Here is an 18,918-nt window from a genome sequence, read left to right on the forward strand (position 1 = left end):
TACCGGCAGGAAGGATTACCCGTTACTTAGATAAACTGGCCGAATATCATGGGTATCCATTAAAAATATGGGTCGATAATGGGCCAGAATTTACAGGAAAAACCTTTACCAACTGGGCTAAATTACATGGTATAACCATTGATTATATCTAGCCCGGTAGCCCGTATCAAAATGGCTATATTGAACGATTTAATCGTACCTATCGCACTGAGGTACTCGATTTATATCTATTTAATAATCTAGAACAAGCAAGAAAGGTAACCGAAGAATGGCTAACCATTTATAACACCGAAAGACCGCATGAGGCATTAAATAACATGACACCAATTGAATACAAAACACTAAAACAGGCAGCTTAATTTTCTACGTGAGTTGTTTTACTAAGTTGGGGATATTTACATGATAGATATAGGGATTAACATAAATTATTTTTAATAACGAAACGGTATAGATTCCTCAAAGTTTTTTACAAAAATAACCTGATAAGCGAACAAGTACGTCAAAATTTCAAAATTGCTATAAAATTCACATATAACATTACGTGAGCTGCTTTATGTTCAATCGATTTTACACATTTCTTTGTGACATAACGAAGTTGTTGTTTGTGACTTATTGTTTTTTTTATTATTGCTGTTATTTATAAAAAGCTTTAAGGATAGTCGGGAGGGGATTGGGTATAAAAACACACTTATCAGAAAATAAGTGCGTTTTTAGCAATAAACGCCTTATTTCACTGGTCGCATGGTTGGGAATAAAATAACATCACGAATTGTATGGCTATTTGTAAATAGCATTACTGTTCGGTCAATACCAATTCCTAATCCTGCTGTAGGCGGTAAACCATGCTCAAGGGCAGTAATGTAATCTTCATCATAGAACATTGCCTCATCATCGCCAGCGTCTTTTTGGGATACTTGATCTGCAAAACGTTGTGCTTGATCTTCTGCATCATTGAGTTCTGAGAATCCATTGCCAATTTCACGGCCACCAATAAAAAATTCGAATCGATCAGTAACAAATGGGTTTTCATCATTACGACGAGCCAGAGGTGAAACTTCTGCTGGATACTCAGTAATAAAGGTTGGTTGAATTAAATTTGCTTCAGCCACTTCTTCAAAAATTTCAGTGACAACACGACCAAGTCCCCAACCTTTTTCAATTTTGACGCCAATAGATTGGGCAATGGCACAGGCTTTATCAAAATCATCTAAATCGGCATTATTGGTTTCAGGACGATAATGGCAAATCGCTTCACGCATGGTCATTTTAATAAATGGTTTACCAAAATCAAAAGTATGATCGCCATATTGCACAACAGCATCGCCAGTTACAGCAATAGATAAACGACGGAATAATGCTTCTGTTAATACAATCAGATCTTTGTAGTCAGCGTAAGCCATATACATTTCCATCATGGTGAATTCTGGATTGTGTCTTGGCGATACCCCTTCGTTACGGAAGTTACGGTTAATTTCAAAGACACGTTCAAAACCACCCACCACTAAACGTTTTAAATAAAGTTCTGGCGCGATTCGTAGATACATGTCTAAATCAAGCGCATTGTGATGCGTAATAAATGGTTTCGCTGATGCACCACCTGGAATGACTTGCATCATTGGGGTTTCAACTTCCATAAAGTGATTTTCTAGCATAAAGTTACGGATTTCGCTAACCACTTTTGAACGCGCTTTAAACGTTTCTCTTGATTCTTGATTGGTGATAAGATCCAAGTAACGCTGGCGATAGCGCATTTCTTGATCAGAAAGCCCATGAAACTTATCAGGTAATGGGCGTAGTGCTTTGGTTAGCAAACGAATTTCTTCACAATGAATAGAAAGCTCACCTGTTTTAGTTTTAAATAGGTAACCTTTAGCACCGACAATATCCCCCAAATCCCATTTTTTAAATTGTTCGTTATAAAAACCTTCAGGAAGATCATCACGAGTAACATAAAGTTGGATTTGCCCAGCAACATCTTGTAAAGAAACGAACGAAGCTTTACCCATAATACGGCGCATCATCATACGCCCAGCAACAGTTACAATAATTTTATTTTCAATCAATTCTTCATTCGTTTTATCGCCATACTGTTTATGAAGATCGCTTGAAATTGCGTCACGACGAAAATCATTCGGGAAAGCAATGCCTTGTTCGCGAATTGCAGATAATTTTTCACGACGTATTGTAAGCTCGTTATTTAACTCTTCAATATGGTTTTGTTGCTCTTGCTGTGTTGACATAATTTTACCTTTTATTTATCACCAAGCAGGGTTATAAACCTGCTTTTAAGCTTTCTTCAATAAATTGATCTAAATCGCCATCTAATACGGCTTGGGTATTACGCGTTTCAACGCCAGTGCGTAAATCTTTAATACGTGAATCATCAAGCACGTAAGAGCGAATTTGACTGCCCCAGCCGATGTCAGATTTGTTTTCTTCCATCTGTTGTTTTTCGGCATTTTTTTTCTGCATCTCAAGCTCATACAGTTTTGCTTTTAACTGCTTCATAGCTTGATCTTTATTGCTATGTTGTGAACGGTTATTTTGACACTGCGTCACAATCCCGGTTGGAACATGTGTAATACGTACGGCAGACTCGGTTTTATTCACATGCTGCCCACCGGCACCCGATGCACGGTACACATCAATGCGAAGATCGGCTGGGTTAATGTCGATATCAATATCATCATCAATTTCAGGATAAACAAATACTGACGAAAACGAGGTGTGGCGTCGATTGCCTGAGTCAAATGGGCTTTTACGGACAAGGCGATGCACCCCAGTTTCCGTACGTAACCAACCGTAAGCATAATCACCCGATACTTTAATCGTTGCTGATTTAATACCGGCAACATCACCATCAGAGACTTCCATCACGTCGGTTGCAAAGCCTTTTGATTCAGCCCAACGCAAATACATCCTAAGTAACATTTCAGCCCAATCTTGTGCTTCAGTGCCTCCTGATCCAGATTGGATATCCAAATAACAATCTGCACTATCGTAATTGCCTGAAAACATACGCCGAAATTCAAGGCCGGCCAGTTTTTTTTCTAGCTGATCAAGTTCGCTATTTGCTTCATCGAAAGTCTCTTGATCTTCCGCTTCAATAGCCAGTTCAAGTAAGCCTTCAACATCGTCAAGACCTTGCGTTAATGAATTGATAGTATTGATAATTTCATCTAGTGCGACGCGCTCTTTACCTAACGCTTGCGCTTTTTCGGGATCGGCCCAAACTTCGGATTGCTCTAATTCAGCATTGACTTCTTCGAGCCGTTCTTTTTTTACATCATAGTCAAAGATACCCCCGAATCACAGCCGTGCGTTCGGTAAGTTCTGCTATCTTTGATTTAACAGGATTAATTTCAAACATGATTTAAATTGGTTTGTTCAGTTTTATGATTTTTTACAAGCGTTCATTGTAGCGGATTTGGGCATAATTTAGCAATTGCCAATTACCGTTTTGACTTAAACTTGATGAATAAAGTGCTCAGCGAAAAGTAAAAATAGCGCATAAAGCGCCATCTTTTTAGTTGAAGATATTTAGTGCAAGCTAGGTTATTTTTTTGCTTCAGCGTATAGCTCAGCAACTTTATCCCAGTTAACCACATTCCAAAATGCACCGATGTAATCAACACGACGATTTTGGTATTTCAAATAATAAGCATGTTCCCAAACATCAAGCGTTAGGATAGGTGTACCAAAAACGCCAGCAAATTTATCCCCCATTATTGGAGAATCTTGGTTAGCTGTTGAAACCACTTCAAGTTTACCATTTTGTAATACTAACCAAGCCCAACCAGATCCAAAGCGAGTGGCTGCCGCTGCTGCAAATTTTTCTTTAAATGCATCAACTGAACCAAAATCTTTTTCGATGGCAGCTTTAAGTTCACCTTTTAGTTCGGTACCGATTTTTAATAATTCCCAGAAAAGCGTGTGATTAACATGACCACCTACATTATTTTTAATGCCAGTAAGTTTATCAGCCGGCACTTTATCTAAATTTTTTAATAAATCGCTTGGGCTAAATTCTTTAATTTCAGCAGGTAAAGTTTCAACGATAGCATTGGCATTGTTGACATAGGTTTGATGATGTTTATCGTGATGAAGATGCATCGTTTCAGAATCGATATAAGGTTCTAATGCATCATAAGCATAAGGTAAAGGGGGTAAAGTATAAGCCATGAAATTTGCTCCTTTCATATATTAGGTATTATCAACTACTTTATCTTATGAGTATACGGGCTATTAGAATAGCCCTCAAACTATCACTTAGATAGTTAGTGGCTATCTGTGATTAGGCTGATGATTATTTTTCTAATTAGCTTTCATTACTTGCTATAAATGGAGTATACATCATAATTGCATGGTTTTCGCTGATGAGCTTTTCTTCGACATGGTTATCAATTAAATGTGTTTTGCGTTGCCATATTTTATTATGTCTGGTGTAGCCTCCCCACCACTGTTGTTCAATGCGATGATCGGTTTCTAGGATTTCATAATGATGAGTTAAGGGGATATTAGCAAGTAATTCACCATGTAAATATTGATCATCAAGCCAAAGATTAAGCCGGTAAGTGGTATTAGTTTTATTGAGTAATTGTAAATCTACATAGTTATAAGACAAGGTCGCGCCACAAGCAAAAGGAATTGTACGATTGATATCGGGGAAAACATCAAAACTATGCCGCCAACGCTCCATAATGGTGAGATCAGAATGTAACACAATCCAATAAATCAAATTACCTAATTGGCATAATCCACCACCAATATCTTTGCCTATCTGTCCATTATGTAATGATAGCCCTTCTAAAAATCCTCGTTTTTTGGATGGACGCCCTACTTTTTGCCAGATCGAAAAACGTTGATTGGGCTTAATGATTGAACCATTAAGTTTTTCAATGGCTAATCTAAGATTCGTGATCTTGTTATATTGTAAATACATATCAACATCTTTTAGTGGTCTTAATAAAACAGACTGATGTTTTTTGTGTGAATAACAACAGGTATTATTATTTATGTCGACAGTACTATAAATGTTACGATGTCGCCACCAATCTAATTTTCGTTTTAAGATAAAATACTCTTTGCCTAATTTCAGCCTTAATTTACTGCGTTTTATCGGTTTATCGACAATGATACCTTTCATATTTTCTATTCCCTTATCTACAATATATAATCAGTTATTTTTCTAAAGATGATTGATAGTGCTGGCTCAACTTGTCGAGAAAAGCGAAAAGTTTTTGATTCATTGCCGTGTAATCATGCGAGCGAAGCATTTCAGGCGTATCAACAAAGCGGTAATTGGCAGCTTGATTAAGCTCTTTTTGCGAATGGGCAATCAGCAATTCAACAACTTCAGGCGTGAACTCCATATGGCATTGAAACCCATAAACGAATTTATTATAAGCAATGATTTGCCGAGGGCAGCCTTCACTATAAGCAATAATTTGGGCATCTTTGGTTAAACCAGGCATATCATTGTGCCAATGGCCAACTTCTAATGCACTTCCAAAATCAGCAAATAAAGGATTGGCTTTACCGATTTCAGTTAGTGTAATAGGAAACTTCCCAATCTCTTTTTCTGGGCTTTTGGCATAGTTTGCCCCTAATGCTTCGCCAATTAATTGTGCACCTAGACACACACCAATGACCATTTTACCCGCTTTTATCGCAGATAAGATCACGCCTTGTTCTGCTATGGAATCAAAATGGGCACACTCTTGTTTGGTTGTTGACGGCGATTGTGGACCACCCATAACAATAAGAAAGTCGATATCATCAATGCAATTAGGAAGCGGTTCATTAAGATAAATGCGAGAATAAGTTATAGTGTGATGATTATTTATCGCCCATTGTTCATAAGCTCCAGGCGCTTCAAAAGCTTCATGAATAATAAAATGTATATGCATTAATAAAGACTCCTTGCCTATAAATATTATCACCAAAATCATGGTTCAATGACATTATATATATCTAACAATAAATTTATTATGAATAATTTTTTCGCAAATACAATATAGACTTTTAATATCAACAGGATAAAAATTTGGAATAAAGGAAAGAAGCTGTGTATAAGAAGTAATTTATCTCAGATGGCTTTGGGATTTAGAAGTTGGCTCCTCCAACAGGACTTGAACCTGTGACATACGGATTAACAGTCCGCCGTTCTACCGACTGAACTATGGAGGAACCGAAATGTAGCGCGTATATTATAGATTTAATGGCGCTATGTCAATAGTAAAATGATTTTTTGTGTTAATTACCTCCTTTTAGGATAATTCAAGTGTTAGGATTGTCTTGAATAAGTGTTTTTGTCTGAGTAATTGTTGTGGATGCGAACCAAGCTCTTGTTGTGGGATGCTCTGTTTTAGATCGCGATAATAATCAATCCAATAAGGCAAAATTTGATTTGTCGTTACATCCTTAAAATTCATTGAATATAATGCGAAATAATCACTACCTTGTTTAGTTTTAAAGGCATAAGTAATCAGTTCACTGCAATAAAAACCTTCCGCATTGGGATGAAAGCTATGATTGTAAGGTGAACCTAAGCAATGTTTAGCTCGCTTTAATGCATTTTGAATAATAGCTAAATCATGGATCCTACCAATGATATTACTTCTAGCCATACCAACAAAGTCAGGCAAAGATTGTTCAATTACGCCATATTTTTGTGTCGCTTCAATGACGCTATTATTGCCAATATATAAACCGACATGGTTGATATTTTTTGTTATCTCATCCATGTTAGCCACTGCGCCAGAACGGTTTATAGCGTCACTAAAATCATTATCTTCGTTAAGGCTTTGGAAAATGATATCGCCGTTTTGAATATTATTGATTTTTAGCACGATAACGCCATAGCGAAAACATTACACAAGTTGCAATAATAAATTTAAGTGCATCAATACCAACAAATGGAAAATAACCCACTTTTAACGCATCAATAAACGTAATATGTAAATAGCCCATTAAATAAACAACGCCAAATACAAATAACAATTGATGTGCAAAGGCAAATGCAATTAAGCCTAAAATGAAGCGACGATCATACCCCTTTTCTGCTGCAAAACCAGCTAAATAGGCACTAAATACATAGCCATATAAGTAACCGGAAGAAGGTGATGCTAGCGCCATAATCCCACCACTGCCATTAGCAAATAGCGGTAATCCCATCGCACCTAAAAAAAGGTATTGGATTATTGCTAATGCGCCTAATTTACGACCTAAAAAAGCACCAATTAGCAATACTGCCAATGATTGTAATGTAAATGGAACAGGATAAGTCGGAATACTAATATTAGCGGCTAATCCTAAAAGTAATGCTGCGCCGGTGGTGGCCAATAATTTACGTTGCCAAGAAGATAAATTGACCAGTGTCGTGATAAATGTTGGATAATACGAAGAGAGTTGTTGTTTCATTATTTTCTACCTTTGATACATAAATAGTAGAACTATAATAGCGCAACGTATTTCAATGTAAACTATTTTTTATATAAAAAGTTTACATTAAGATTAATTTGTTGCTATCTCACTCTAAGATAAAGAGCGGGATAGCAAAAAACAAGGTTTTGCTTAAACTAAGTAAGGATTGCTGATTCGTTCATGACCAAAACTTGACATTGGGCCGTGTCCTGGCACAAAAATAAAGTCATCACCAAGAGGTAATAATTTGTTAGTGATTGATGCAATTAAATCGGTATGATTGCCTCGAGGAAAATCAGTTCGTCCGATACTGCCTTTAAATAATACATCGCCGACAAAAGCCAATTTATCCAAATGATTAATAAAAACAATATGTCCTGGAGTATGCCCTGGGCAAAAAAGCACATCAAGGGTAATTTTACCTATTTGGATCTGATCCCCTTCTTTTAACCAACGATCAGGTAAAAAACTGTCAGTATGTGGAAAACCAAACTGTACGCATTGTTGTGGCAAAGAGGTTAATAAAAATTCATCTTCTTGGCTTGGTCCAATAATCTTTACATTATAATGTTGAGCTAATGTGGTTGCCGCACCAACATGATCCAAATGTCCATGGGTTAATAAAATCTGTTTAATATTTACGCCCAGTTTTTCAACGGCTTTTTTCAGTAGTTCTGGTTCACCGCCAGGATCAATCAATGCGCCCTCCATGGTTTGATCACACCAAATAATGCTACAGTTTTCTTGAAAAGCGGTAACGGGGATGATTTGATACTGAAACATATACTTATCTCCTTGTTTCTTGGTTATGGGTGATTAGATTTTGGCCATCTTCTTTTTTTAGTTGCGCAAAAATAATGCTTGATAGCACTGTAACCACACCGAGTATAACAAATGTTAATTGAAATGCGTGAATAGTACTAGCTGAGTTGCTAATTAATCGCAGTAAAACTGCACCAAATCCTGTACCAAAACTAATAGCAAGTTGTTGATTCACTGCCATTAAACTATTGCCACTACTTGTATTTTCGTTTTCTAAGTTCGCTAAGGTTATGCTATTCATCGCGGTATATTGCATAGAATTGATACCACCGATACAAAATAGCAATAAACTGATTAAGATAAGGGGTGTTGATAAATTTAGTAGAGACATTAAAATAATCATCACGCCCGCTAAAATGGTATTAGCAACGAGCACAAAACGATAGCCTAAACGAGCTAAAATACGAGGAATAACGATTCGAGTACAAATTGAAGCAATAGCCATTGGCATTAGCATCACACCGGCAAAAATAGCCGAGTAGCCAAAACCGACCTGTAATAACAAGGGAATTAGAAAAGGTACGCCAGATATACCTAATCGGCAAATTAAATTGCCAATAATACCTATTTTGAACGTATGAATCTTAAAAAGTGATAGGGGAAATAATGGTGTTGGTTTCTTTTTGGCATACCCATAATAGATAAGTAAAAAAAAGAAGCTGATTGCGGCAAGTAGCAATGAAAAATAATATGTTTGATTTTGGTTTAAAACCTCTACACTTAAAGTGGCACTAATAAAGGCAATCACAATAAATATAAAGCCAAACAGATCAAAAGGCATGCGTTCACCCTTTAGATTCGGCATATATTTCCAACTAATTATCACGCCTAAAATACCAATGGGTAAATTAATAAAAAACACCCAATGCCAACTCACCATATCAACCAAATATCCCCCTAATACCGGTCCCAAAACAGGTCCAATTAAACCGGGAATGGTGGCAGTATTTAAGGCGGCTAAAAAATCACTACGCTTAAAAGATTTAATTAATACTAAACGTGATATCGGTACCATCATTGAGCCACCAATACCTTGAATAACACGCGAGATATCTAAAAAAATTAATGAATTGGATAAAGCACAAAGCAATGAGCCAAGTGTGAACAGTGAGACAGCCATCACAAAAATATTTCTAGTGCCAAATTTATCCGATAAAAAGCCACTGACTGGAATAAATAATGCTAGGGTTAAAGCATAACTTATCACTGCCGATTGCATATTTAAGGGTGATTCATTAAGATCTTTTGCCATCGTGGGAAGCGCAGTGTTTAATATCGAGGTATCAAGCGATTGCATAAAAAATGCAAATGCTGCAATCCATGGTAATATTCGATAAACAAAAGGCGGTAACTGTAATTCGCTATTCATTTTAATTTGGCCTGAAATTAATTTAAATGCTAGGTGAGCGGTTGAATATAAGCTCGGAAAATTAAGCTCTCTTACTACCTATTTTATGAAGAAAGAGAGCAGATGAATGCCATTTTACAATATTATTTATTAATTATTGGTTTTTTTCTTATTTTTAACAGGTCTATCTTGCCAATAGCCAGCTAGTAATCAACCTAAATTATTGTGCCAAACCGAAAATACTACAGCAGGCAGTGCTGATAAAAGAGGGGGTATAGAGAAAACAAACAGCTGATTACATAGTCTGATCATATAAACCTGCGATGAGTTTAATAAAATCATTCTATAATAATAAAGTTATTTTAGTTGCTTTGTGTGATTTTTATTCTATTAATGCTACTAAATAGCGTTAAGGTATTTGTTAAAATCGTGTTCAGTATGTGATCTGCTGATTCATTGCGTAATTGGGTCAAAATTTTAAATACTTCAGCGATATATTCAGGGCGATTTATTTGTCCTTGGCGGCCACTTAATGGCATATCGGGGGCATCAGTTTCAAGCACAAGACATTCTAACGGTAATTGAGCAATCGTATTGCGAGTTTTGTTCGCTCGTTCATAACTAATTACGCCACCTACACCAATATAATAACCCAGCTTAACAAATTGCATGGCTTGCTGATAGCTACCTGAAAATCCATGTATTACACCACGACAAGGTAAGTTGGCTCGGTGTAATTCGTGGTACATAATATCGTGCGCTTTGCGTGAATGAATCAAAACGGGTAAATCAAACTGTTTGGCAAGCGCTAATTGTGACCTAAAAAATAATAATTGTTGTTGCCAATCAATACGTAAATCATAGCGATCGAGTCCGATTTCACCAATGGCAATTAATTTTTTAGGTTTTTGTTTAACAATATTGGTTAACCGCTCTAAATCAGCCATGGTATGTTGATAAATAGGATGCAATCCCAAAGCGGCATAGAGTTCATAGTAATTATCCGTTAGTTGTAAAACAGTATCAAAATAGTTAGCACTAACTGCAGGTATGATTAACCCAACAATACCCGCTTGGCGAATCTTATCTATTGAATCGGCAAGATAATCGGTAAAAGGTGGAAAATCAAAATGACAATGTGTATCAATAAACATAATACCCCCCTTATTTTACCGTTGTTTGATGTAATAAAATAGGCAATAAAAACCGCTGGCAAGCAAATATAATTTGTTCAATTAATGCATCCGTTAAGTCAGGGTAAAGGCGAGTATAATAACTGTCGCACTCAGCAGATCGGTTAAATCCGCCTTGCCAAGTATTTAAAAGCTGATTGGTAGCTTTATCGCTCGCGACAATCTCACCGGTTTTTTTATTATAAGCAGCCATTAACCAACTCCATGCGCTTTGTACTGGCAATAATAAAGGCTGATTAATACCGTGTAAATAACCCTCCACTAATGTGGTTAATATCGCAATTGCTTTATCATGGGGTAAGTGTAAAAAACGCCACTCAGTATCTTCCCGGCCATAGAGGCGGCTTTGATTTTCAACTTGATCTGGATTTAAGATACAATAAACTAAATGATCAATCCACAGTGAAATACCATCTCGAATCGACAGTTTTGCAGGACGCCATGCCAATATACCGTCTTCTTGCACATGGGTTAACCAACCTTGTAATTGGACATGTTGCCCATTGGTCAAAATAGTTAAATTGACCTCTTGCGTTGTCATAACCAATCGTTCTTGGTTAATTTTATTCGCTAATGGTTGCAATGATTCGACTTGTTTATCATAAATAATTTCACCAAAGGTACCATCGGGTAATTCACCCGTTAACGCTAAACGTTGATAAAAATCATCGTATTGTTGCAGTTCATTGCTGATCAGCTGATTTAAAATCAGCAAGTTCAATTGATAACGTTTTAAACTATCAAGATTAAAATTTTCGGTATCGGGTAAGGTATCATCCAGATAATTGATATAAAAATTAAACCGTTTTTGTAAAAAAAAACGAATAGAGTGTTGGTAAAATCGTTTTAATTCATCGAGATTGATATTATCGACATCAATAACAGGTATTTCACTAATAAATAATTGGCTTTCACCTTGTTGTAATGCCGCAGGTAACCACTCATCGGCATAGCTTTTGGGTTCCTGTAAAAAATTTTGAGGATTAAAGGGTGTGCGTGTATGGTTTACACGTAAAAAATCCAAGCTGTTAGCAAAACTAACCGTGTTTATGGGTATATTATAATATTGGGCAATATAATCCCAAAGTTCATTAACTAGTATAGAGGGATAACGTTCACTGTTATCTTTCATCTCACGACCAATATAACTAATATACAGCTGTTTTTGTGCAGATAAAATTGCCTCTAAAAAAAGGTAACGATCATCGGTGCGACGACTGCGATCGCCTCGTCTTGGATGCTGTGCGATTAAATCAAAGTCAAGTGGAAGCGACATTCTTGGATAATCCCCGTCATTCATTCCCAATAAACAAACAACTTTAAAGGGAATGGAGCGCATTGGCATCATGGTACAAAAGTTTATCTTACCGACTAAAAAACGATGTGCTAAATGATTTTGTTCTAAGCGTGATTGCATGGCATCATGCAAAATCGTGATAGAAATATTTTCCATATAATTGGCTGACAGACCACTATTAGTCAACGCTTGCCACTCTTGTGCTATCATCAATAAAATGGATTCACGTTGTGAATTGCTGACAAAAAAATCATTAATTAATTCAAGACAACAAGGCTGCCAATCAATGAGTGGTTTTTCTTCGTTTAAGATAACAAACCACTTATTTACCACTTTAATAAATTCGGCTAATTGACCGATTAATTCGGCATCTAAACCGGTTGCACCATCATAAGGTAATATCTGTTGCCACCCCCCATGCTCACTACTCATCGTATAGCCAAGTAATAACCGTTCAAGCCCAAATAACCAACTATGTGCACTATCAAGCCCAAAACGAATGCCCGATTCCACAATCCAAGTTCGTAGCAAGGCTAATTGCGATTCACTAATGGCAAATTTTTCGGCAATAGCAGGGATTTCTAATAAGTTAAATAGCTCTTCGGCCGTAAATCGGCTTTGAGGAAAATTTAAGATAGTGAAAAAACCTTGCACAATCGGATCAATATTTCGGGCTTTTTGATCAGAAATAGTAAAAGGTAAAAATCGCTTTCCAGAAGCATTTGCAAAAACAGCGCGAATATAAGGAACATATTTATCAATATCCGACACCATAACAATGCAATCACGTAACTCCAATGTAGGATCTTCATCAAAAACCGATAACAGATAATCATGTAACACTTCAACTTCTCGCTGTTCACTATGGCAGGCATGAAATGAAATGGACTTATCCATAGGTGACATATGTTTATTACAAAATTCGCTTTGATAAAGATCCAAAATATCTTGTTGTATGGTCTGTAACAAACAAGAACAATCCAGATCGACAAACGCTTCAATATCTTGCTTATGGCTAAATTCTTGTAGTAAAAATAGATTATCTCGACCTAATTTCCCCCACGAAGTTAACAATGGATTAGGGATTTTATCTGGTGTGTTTTCGATATCTGATAATTGTTTTTCAACAATATCTCCCCAATACCATTTACATGGATTATTAAACATTAAATGGACATCAATATGTTGCCCAAGTGCTGAAAGTAATGAGAGATAAATAGGGGGAAGCGAAGTAATACCAAAAATAAAAATACGATCAGGTAACGGATCTAAACAAGCACGATCAAAATGTTTATCTAACAAAATCTCAAGCATTTGCTGATAAATATTAGCCCGATGATAAGGTTGGCTGATAGCTATTAGCTTACGCCAAAGCTCGGCTTGCCACGTTTCATCAGAATGATAATTTAATTCGGCAACAGTTTGATTGGCTTCCCATTTTGCCAGCCAATCAGGGCGATAAACTAAATATTGGTCAAATAACCAAGCGATACGAGTTGCTAATTGATAACGTTTTCTATCGTGTTTATCATCATTAAGATAATGGCTAAGTGCAATAAATTCAGGCTGCTTAATAACTTGGGGTAATAAGTAATATAAACGCCACGTCATTGATTCAATATTATAACTATTTTCAGTTGGCGCATTGGGTAACAATTTTTGGTATAGCTGCCAAATAAACTGTGTAGGAAAAAGAAAGTCAACATTAGCCACAATACCCAATTCATCAGCTAACGCAATTTGTAACCATTGTGCCATACCTTGACTTTGCACCATAACGATATCAGGTATGAATACGTCCTCTAATGGTTGTCTGAGCATCAATTCACTTAATAGTGTCTTAAGCAGATCAACTTGGTTAGAATGATAAATGATAAACATATTAGTGTAGCAGCAAATTTGATAAGGTTGTTTAGGATTATCGCTGATCGTTACTAATAAATCTAGCCATCTAAAAACTATTCTTCTACTTTATATTTTTGCTTAATTTTGGCTAGATGTTCTTGCAATGTAGCATTAAATGCCTCCACTATCCATTTAGGTCAGCCTTGACCTTTAATGATATCATGGTTGGTTGAATTAAGTTTCTTGTTCCCATTTGTATTTACCATCTCTCAGGCTAGCTAAGTCTTTATCGAGCACATCAGATGGCAAACAATAACGCTTCAATAGTTAATCAAGGTTGAAATTATTTTTTGCTACTTAATTTAATTGGCAAATTGCCAACTACAATGTCGATCAACATAAAACAACAGTTTTTTCATATCTGTATTAAACCAGATTAAACACGACTAGCATCGTTAAATTTCTCTCATTCTGATTAACGAAGTTTACTCATCGATTACTCGATGAGTGTTTCAATACATTCAATAGAATTGCAACAAGTCTTTGCTGTTTATGCTTATTGGTACAATCGCAAACAATGACATTCATCGTTAGGTTGACCAACAATAGAAAGTAACGAAAACCGACTTCTTAATCTAATTGCTTGAATATTGCTATTTCTCTGGCTTTTTTATTGATATTATTCTTTAATTTTTACGAATAATTATTGTTTCTTTGGTGTTAAAGTTATATAATCGACGAGCCTTATAAAAATTGAAAGAACTAGGTTTACGCAATAAAGGAAATATTTAGGGAGAAAGTTATGGTGTGCTTATCGGGTCTTAGCACTCAAATAAGAGCTTTTTTAAATAAATCTATTAAAAACAAACAAGGTGTGATTGCCATTGAATACGCCGTTGTTGCTGCAGGTTTAGCAGCAATTATTGCAATTATTTTTAGCACAAACGGTCCAGTTAGCTCAACGCTATATTATATATTTACCCAAGTATCAGCGAAAATAGCTACCGTAATTTAGCTAATGTTCCCCCCGCCTTTTCCTACTTGTGTGAATAATCAATGACAATACTGGAAACGTTAATTTTAAATAGCTCTGGTCATCTGATGTATTGAGAAATTTGGCATTGCTAAAGCTTTTCCAATTTGCTCATTAATTTTATGCTAAAAATTCCACCTATTGTTTTTTTAGATTATATTTTTTGTAAAATTTATTCAGAATTTTATACCGTTTAAATATGAACAATTATATAAAATGAACTGTTTTAATGATTATAGACAAAATGTCGCCGTATGTTAATAGACATTTAGTATGTATACGTTAAATAGAGCATTAGATATTTAATATCTTTCCTTATAATATTACACTTTACTCTTCCGCCTTATTTATCTTATAAGACAAGGTAAATATTGTATTTCCTTACTCGATTGGCTAGATCGCCAGGTAGGTTAGTGAATGTTTGCCATTGATAGGATTTGTATGCGCTATTTGATCCTAAATTAAGCCTCCGCACTAACCAAATTGAATAGTACATGGTTTGCCACCCATTGTGACGACATAATAGGCATTCAGCGATTTGATACACGAAATGTCAAATTCAGCTAAGGAAATATAAATTTTGGTTAATATGTACAAGTTTTTATATCACTTACTACCATTATGATCATATAAAAATAGGCAATCTATCTTTGATTGCCCATATTGCTTGCTTAATTATTTTGTTGTAGCCAATACATTGCTTCATAAGGCCTTAATGTTATTTGCGAACCTAAGAACGGGCTATCTGGATAATTACTTAATAATTGACTCCAGTTTAGATGTTGTAATTGTGTTGGTAATGAGTAATTGATTTTTTTATCAGTAAGATTAATTATTACCAATAGTTGTTGCTGATAGTAACTACGTACATAAACCCAATAATCGGCAATATTTGGGGTAAAATCGTGATAGTCACCTAAAATAAAAATCGGATGCTGCTTGCGGAGCGCAATTAAAGTTTGATAACAATAAAACACTGAATCGGGATTATTGAGTGCAGTGTTAACATTAATTTGTGGGTAATTATCGGCAACCTCAATCCATGGTTCACCTTGCGTAAATCCAGCATTAACTGAGTTATCCCATTGCATTGGGGTTCGACTATTGTCTCTGGATTTGCTGGCTAAAATGGCTAAGATTTCCTGCTTTGTCATGCCTTGCGCGAGTTTTTCTTGATAGATATTCAGGCTTTCAACATCGCGATATTGAGTAATATCCGTAAAATGAGGGTTAGTCATACCAATTTCTTCACCTTGATAAAGATAAGGTGTTCCTTGTAAACCATACAGCAACATGGCTAGCATTTTGGCCGATTGTGTATGATATTGGTTTTCGTTGCCAAGTCGCGATACAATGCGTGGCTGATCATGATTACACCAAAAAATGGCATTCCATGCTTGATTATGCATGCCCGTTTGCCAATAACCGATAATTTTTTTAAGCTCAATTAAATCAGGTTTAGCTAAACACCACTTATAGCCATTAGGATAATCGACTTTTAGATGATGAAAATTAAAGGTCATAGTCAATTCTTTACCATCTAATGCGGCATATTTTCGGCAGTTTTCTAGTGTGGTTGATGACATTTCGCCAACCGTTTTCAACTGATAGGGTTGAAACACATTAGCACTCAGATCCTGTAAAAATTCATGAATACGTGGGCCATCGGTATAAAATCGTCTTCCATCACCATTTTCATCATTAGGAAAATTCTGTTGTTTAGATACTAAATTAACCACATCAAGCCTAAGCGCATCGACCCCCTTATTCGCCCAAAATTGACACACTTTCTTGATTTCATCACGAACGGTTGGGTTTTCCCAGTTGAGATCGGCTTGTTCTTTAGCAAATAAGTGTAAATAGTATTGCTCCGATGGTTGATGCCATTGCCACGCTTTACCGCCAAATTTTGATAACCAATTATTTGGCTCTGCTCCATTTGGAGAGGCATCTTTCCATATGTAAAAGGAGCGGTAAGGGCTATTTTTATCTAAAGCTGCTTTAAACCAAGGATGCTGGATTGAAGTATGATTAAACACCATATCCATCATAATTCGGATATCTCGTTGATGAGCTTGTGCAATGAGTAGCTCAAAATCAGCCATTGTGCCATAGCTTGGATCAATATCGTAATAATCCGAAACATCATAACCGTTATCAATTTGCGGCGACGGATAGATTGGCGTTAACCAAATGGCACTAATTCCAAGGTTTTTTAAGTAATCTAATCGCTTAATAATACCTTGTAAGTCTCCAGTTGAATTTGCGCCACTAGCTTGAAAACTTTTTACATAAATTTGATAGATAGTCCCATTTTGCCACCAAGGAATTGTAATTTTGTTCATTGTGCACTCTTTTTGTTAATCAGTTAATCACTTATCGTTTAGTTAATACAACGATAAAAAGTGACATCAATAAGTTAGCGGATATTTAACGTGCCTTGCTTCTGTTTTATTTTATAAACTAACGAGGTTAAAACAATCGGAACGACAATTGCTACCAACATAGCAACGGCATAAATTGACCAATATATCGGTTTGATAGTTAATATGCCAGGTAAGCCACCAACACCAATGCCATTAGACAACACGCCAGCTAACCCACAAATTAATCCAGCTAATGCCGAGCCAATCATGGCGCATAACATCGGGAACTTATAACGCAAATTAATGCCATACATAGCAGGCTCAGTCACGCCTAAATAGGCTGATATCGCCGCAGGTACAGAGACTTCACGTTCATTTTGTTTTTTACTGGCTAAAATAATACCAACCACGGCTGAAGCTTGAGCTATGTTAGATAAAGCAATAATGGGCCAAATTGGTGTTCCACCCATACTATTGGTCATCTGCATGTCAATAGCAAGCGTGGTGTGATGAATACCTGTAATCACCAGTGGTGAATAAATAAAGCCAAAAATAGCCGAACCAATAAAGGCATAATCACCTGTCATTAAGTATTTAACAATATAAGCAATACCATTACCTAACATGCGGCCAAATGGACCTAAAATAAAATGGGCTAAAAACACAGAAACAAGAAGCGCACCAATCGGCACAATCACTAGATTCAAGTAATCAGGTACAATTTTGCGTAATCGTGTTTCGATCCAACCCAACGCTAAACCAGCAAAAATAGATGGAATCACCTGCGCTTGATAGCCGACTTTTTCGATACTAAACCAACCAAAATCCCAAACATCAGGTATTTTACTGCCAAGATCATAAGCATTCATCAATTGTGGTGAAACCAAAGTGATACCTAAAACAATACCTAAAATTGGCGATCCTCCCATCTTTTTCACAGTAGACCAACAAATGGCAACTGGTAAAAAGTGGAAAATCGCTTCGCAAGGTAACCAAAGTATACTGTAAATTGGAGCCAGCCAATGATAGGTTTGTATAAGCGGCTTACCATCAATAGTTGGCATTTCGCCAATAATATTACGTAATCCAAGTAATAAACCACCAGCGATTAAAGCTGGTAATAATGGCACAAAAATTTCCGCTAAGTTAGAAATAAACCTTTCAAAAAAAGACATATTCTTTTTAGCTGCAACTTTAGTTTGCTCTTTGCTTGCTTCATCTAAATTTAATTGCTGGATCAATACTTTGTAATAACTATCAACATTGGTACCAATGATAACTTGAAATTGCCCAGCATTATTAAAACAACCTTTCACAAAAGGCAGTTCTTCTATAGCTTGGACATCAGCTAGCTTAGGATCAACTAAGGCAAACCTCAATCTTGTTAGACAATGGGTAACACTGGCAATATTTTCTTTCCCACCAATCAACTCGATCAATTGCATTATCGATTGGCTAGTTAATTGGGTATTTTTAGCCATAAAAGGTCTCCTTTAAATTAGAATTAGCCTTTTTATTTCACTAATAATCTGGCTATTTTGAATATAGATTAAGCATAGATGGAATTGAATAATTAATAAATGGGAACG

Annotated in this window: 14 protein-coding genes, 1 tRNA gene and 1 pseudogene; 2 read left to right on the forward strand and 14 right to left on the reverse strand. The window is 36.1% G+C overall.

Annotation, left to right across the window (positions count from 1 at the left end):
* Window positions 1-164: 164 nt before the first annotated feature.
* Window positions 165-359 (forward strand): annotated as a pseudogene (locus A9G41_RS15100) (integrase core domain-containing protein); the annotation flags it as partial.
* Window positions 360-725: 366 nt separating this feature from the next.
* Here A9G41_RS15100 and lysS read toward each other — a convergent pair.
* The 12 genes from lysS to recC all read right to left on the reverse strand — a co-directional run bounded on the left by lysS (window position 726) and on the right by recC (window position 13,966).
* Window positions 726-2,240, reverse strand: a complete 1,515-nt coding sequence (gene lysS / locus A9G41_RS09915; RefSeq protein WP_075539613.1) for a lysine--tRNA ligase — start codon at window positions 2,238-2,240, stop codon at window positions 726-728.
* 31 nt (window positions 2,241-2,271) lie between these two features.
* A protein-coding gene (gene prfB, locus A9G41_RS09920; protein WP_143425455.1) for a peptide chain release factor 2 occupies window positions 2,272-3,370 on the reverse strand; the annotation gives its coding sequence in 2 pieces (ribosomal slippage) (window positions 2,272-3,294 and window positions 3,296-3,370; 1,098 coding nt in all).
* Window positions 3,371-3,555: 185 nt separating this feature from the next.
* On the reverse strand, window positions 3,556-4,182 hold the full coding sequence (locus tag A9G41_RS09925; RefSeq protein WP_065583205.1) for a Fe-Mn family superoxide dismutase: 627 nt from the start codon (window positions 4,180-4,182) through the stop codon (window positions 3,556-3,558).
* 136 nt (window positions 4,183-4,318) lie between these two features.
* The gene (locus A9G41_RS09930; RefSeq protein ID WP_065583204.1) at window positions 4,319-5,146 is read right to left on the reverse strand and encodes a VanW family protein; all 828 of its coding nucleotides are present in this window, start codon (window positions 5,144-5,146) and stop codon (window positions 4,319-4,321) included.
* A gap of 34 nt (window positions 5,147-5,180) precedes the next feature.
* Window positions 5,181-5,909, reverse strand: coding sequence for a type 1 glutamine amidotransferase (locus A9G41_RS09935; RefSeq protein WP_065583203.1), 729 nt, complete (start codon window positions 5,907-5,909; stop codon window positions 5,181-5,183).
* A gap of 204 nt (window positions 5,910-6,113) precedes the next feature.
* A tRNA-Asn gene (locus A9G41_RS09940) sits at window positions 6,114-6,189 on the reverse strand.
* Between the two features lie 80 nt (window positions 6,190-6,269).
* The gene (locus A9G41_RS09945; RefSeq protein ID WP_075539615.1) at window positions 6,270-6,851 is read right to left on the reverse strand and encodes a YiiX/YebB-like N1pC/P60 family cysteine hydrolase; all 582 of its coding nucleotides are present in this window, start codon (window positions 6,849-6,851) and stop codon (window positions 6,270-6,272) included.
* Window positions 6,835-7,422: a biotin transporter BioY gene (locus A9G41_RS09950; RefSeq protein WP_065583201.1), complete on the reverse strand. Its 588-nt coding sequence runs from the start codon at window positions 7,420-7,422 to the stop codon at window positions 6,835-6,837. The genes A9G41_RS09945 and A9G41_RS09950 overlap by 17 nt, the downstream gene beginning before the upstream one ends.
* Before the next feature lie 153 nt (window positions 7,423-7,575).
* A complete protein-coding gene (locus tag A9G41_RS09955) occupies window positions 7,576-8,208 on the reverse strand; it encodes an MBL fold metallo-hydrolase (protein WP_065583200.1) in 633 nt (210 codons plus the stop codon).
* Between the two features lie 4 nt (window positions 8,209-8,212).
* Window positions 8,213-9,616 carry a DHA2 family efflux MFS transporter permease subunit gene (locus A9G41_RS09960; protein ID WP_075539616.1) on the reverse strand — a complete coding sequence of 468 codons (1,404 nt, stop codon included), beginning with the start codon at window positions 9,614-9,616 and terminating at the stop codon, window positions 8,213-8,215.
* Window positions 9,617-9,957: 341 nt separating this feature from the next.
* Window positions 9,958-10,749 carry a TatD family hydrolase gene (locus A9G41_RS09965; protein WP_065583198.1) on the reverse strand — a complete coding sequence of 264 codons (792 nt, stop codon included), beginning with the start codon at window positions 10,747-10,749 and terminating at the stop codon, window positions 9,958-9,960.
* A gap of 10 nt (window positions 10,750-10,759) precedes the next feature.
* Entirely contained in the window at window positions 10,760-13,966 is a 3,207-nt protein-coding gene (gene recC / locus A9G41_RS09970; protein WP_065583197.1) for an exodeoxyribonuclease V subunit gamma, read from the reverse strand.
* A gap of 766 nt (window positions 13,967-14,732) precedes the next feature.
* On the opposite strand from recC, the gene A9G41_RS09975 reads away from it, so the two are divergent.
* Window positions 14,733-14,945, forward strand: coding sequence for a Flp family type IVb pilin (locus A9G41_RS09975; protein ID WP_065583196.1), 213 nt, complete (start codon window positions 14,733-14,735; stop codon window positions 14,943-14,945).
* Between the two features lie 689 nt (window positions 14,946-15,634).
* Here the strand turns inward: A9G41_RS09975 and treC are convergent.
* Both treC and treB read right to left on the reverse strand, forming a co-directional pair.
* Window positions 15,635-17,308, reverse strand: coding sequence for an alpha,alpha-phosphotrehalase (treC, locus tag A9G41_RS09980; protein ID WP_075539617.1), 1,674 nt, complete (start codon window positions 17,306-17,308; stop codon window positions 15,635-15,637).
* Between the two features lie 74 nt (window positions 17,309-17,382).
* The gene (gene treB / locus A9G41_RS09985; protein ID WP_065583194.1) at window positions 17,383-18,810 is read right to left on the reverse strand and encodes a PTS trehalose transporter subunit IIBC; all 1,428 of its coding nucleotides are present in this window, start codon (window positions 18,808-18,810) and stop codon (window positions 17,383-17,385) included.
* Window positions 18,811-18,918: the final 108 nt, after the last annotated feature.

The organism is Gilliamella sp. Nev5-1, assembly GCF_001690895.1.
GTDB classification, from domain to species: Bacteria; Pseudomonadota; Gammaproteobacteria; order Enterobacterales; family Orbaceae; genus Gilliamella; species Gilliamella apicola_C.

Bases quoted from the DNA above. Each gene is read 5' to 3' on its own strand.
- A9G41_RS09955 (WP_065583200.1), bottom strand. From the start codon at position 8,208: ATGTTTCAGTATCAAATCATCCCCGTTACCGCTTTTCAAGAAAACTGT.
- recC (WP_065583197.1), bottom strand. From the start codon at position 13,966: ATGTTTATCATTTATCATTCTAACCAAGTTGATCTGCTTAAGACACTA.
- A9G41_RS09975 (WP_065583196.1), top strand. From the start codon at position 14,733: ATGGTGTGCTTATCGGGTCTTAGCACTCAAATAAGAGCTTTTTTAAAT.
- treB (WP_065583194.1), bottom strand. From the start codon at position 18,810: ATGGCTAAAAATACCCAATTAACTAGCCAATCGATAATGCAATTGATC.
- A9G41_RS09925 (WP_065583205.1), bottom strand. From the start codon at position 4,182: ATGGCTTATACTTTACCCCCTTTACCTTATGCTTATGATGCATTAGAA.
- lysS (WP_075539613.1), bottom strand. From the start codon at position 2,240: ATGTCAACACAGCAAGAGCAACAAAACCATATTGAAGAGTTAAATAAC.
- A9G41_RS09960 (WP_075539616.1), bottom strand. From the start codon at position 9,616: ATGAATAGCGAATTACAGTTACCGCCTTTTGTTTATCGAATATTACCA.
- A9G41_RS09965 (WP_065583198.1), bottom strand. From the start codon at position 10,749: ATGTTTATTGATACACATTGTCATTTTGATTTTCCACCTTTTACCGAT.
- treC (WP_075539617.1), bottom strand. From the start codon at position 17,308: ATGAACAAAATTACAATTCCTTGGTGGCAAAATGGGACTATCTATCAA.
- A9G41_RS09930 (WP_065583204.1), bottom strand. From the start codon at position 5,146: ATGAAAGGTATCATTGTCGATAAACCGATAAAACGCAGTAAATTAAGG.
- A9G41_RS09935 (WP_065583203.1), bottom strand. From the start codon at position 5,909: ATGCATATACATTTTATTATTCATGAAGCTTTTGAAGCGCCTGGAGCT.
- A9G41_RS09950 (WP_065583201.1), bottom strand. From the start codon at position 7,422: ATGAAACAACAACTCTCTTCGTATTATCCAACATTTATCACGACACTG.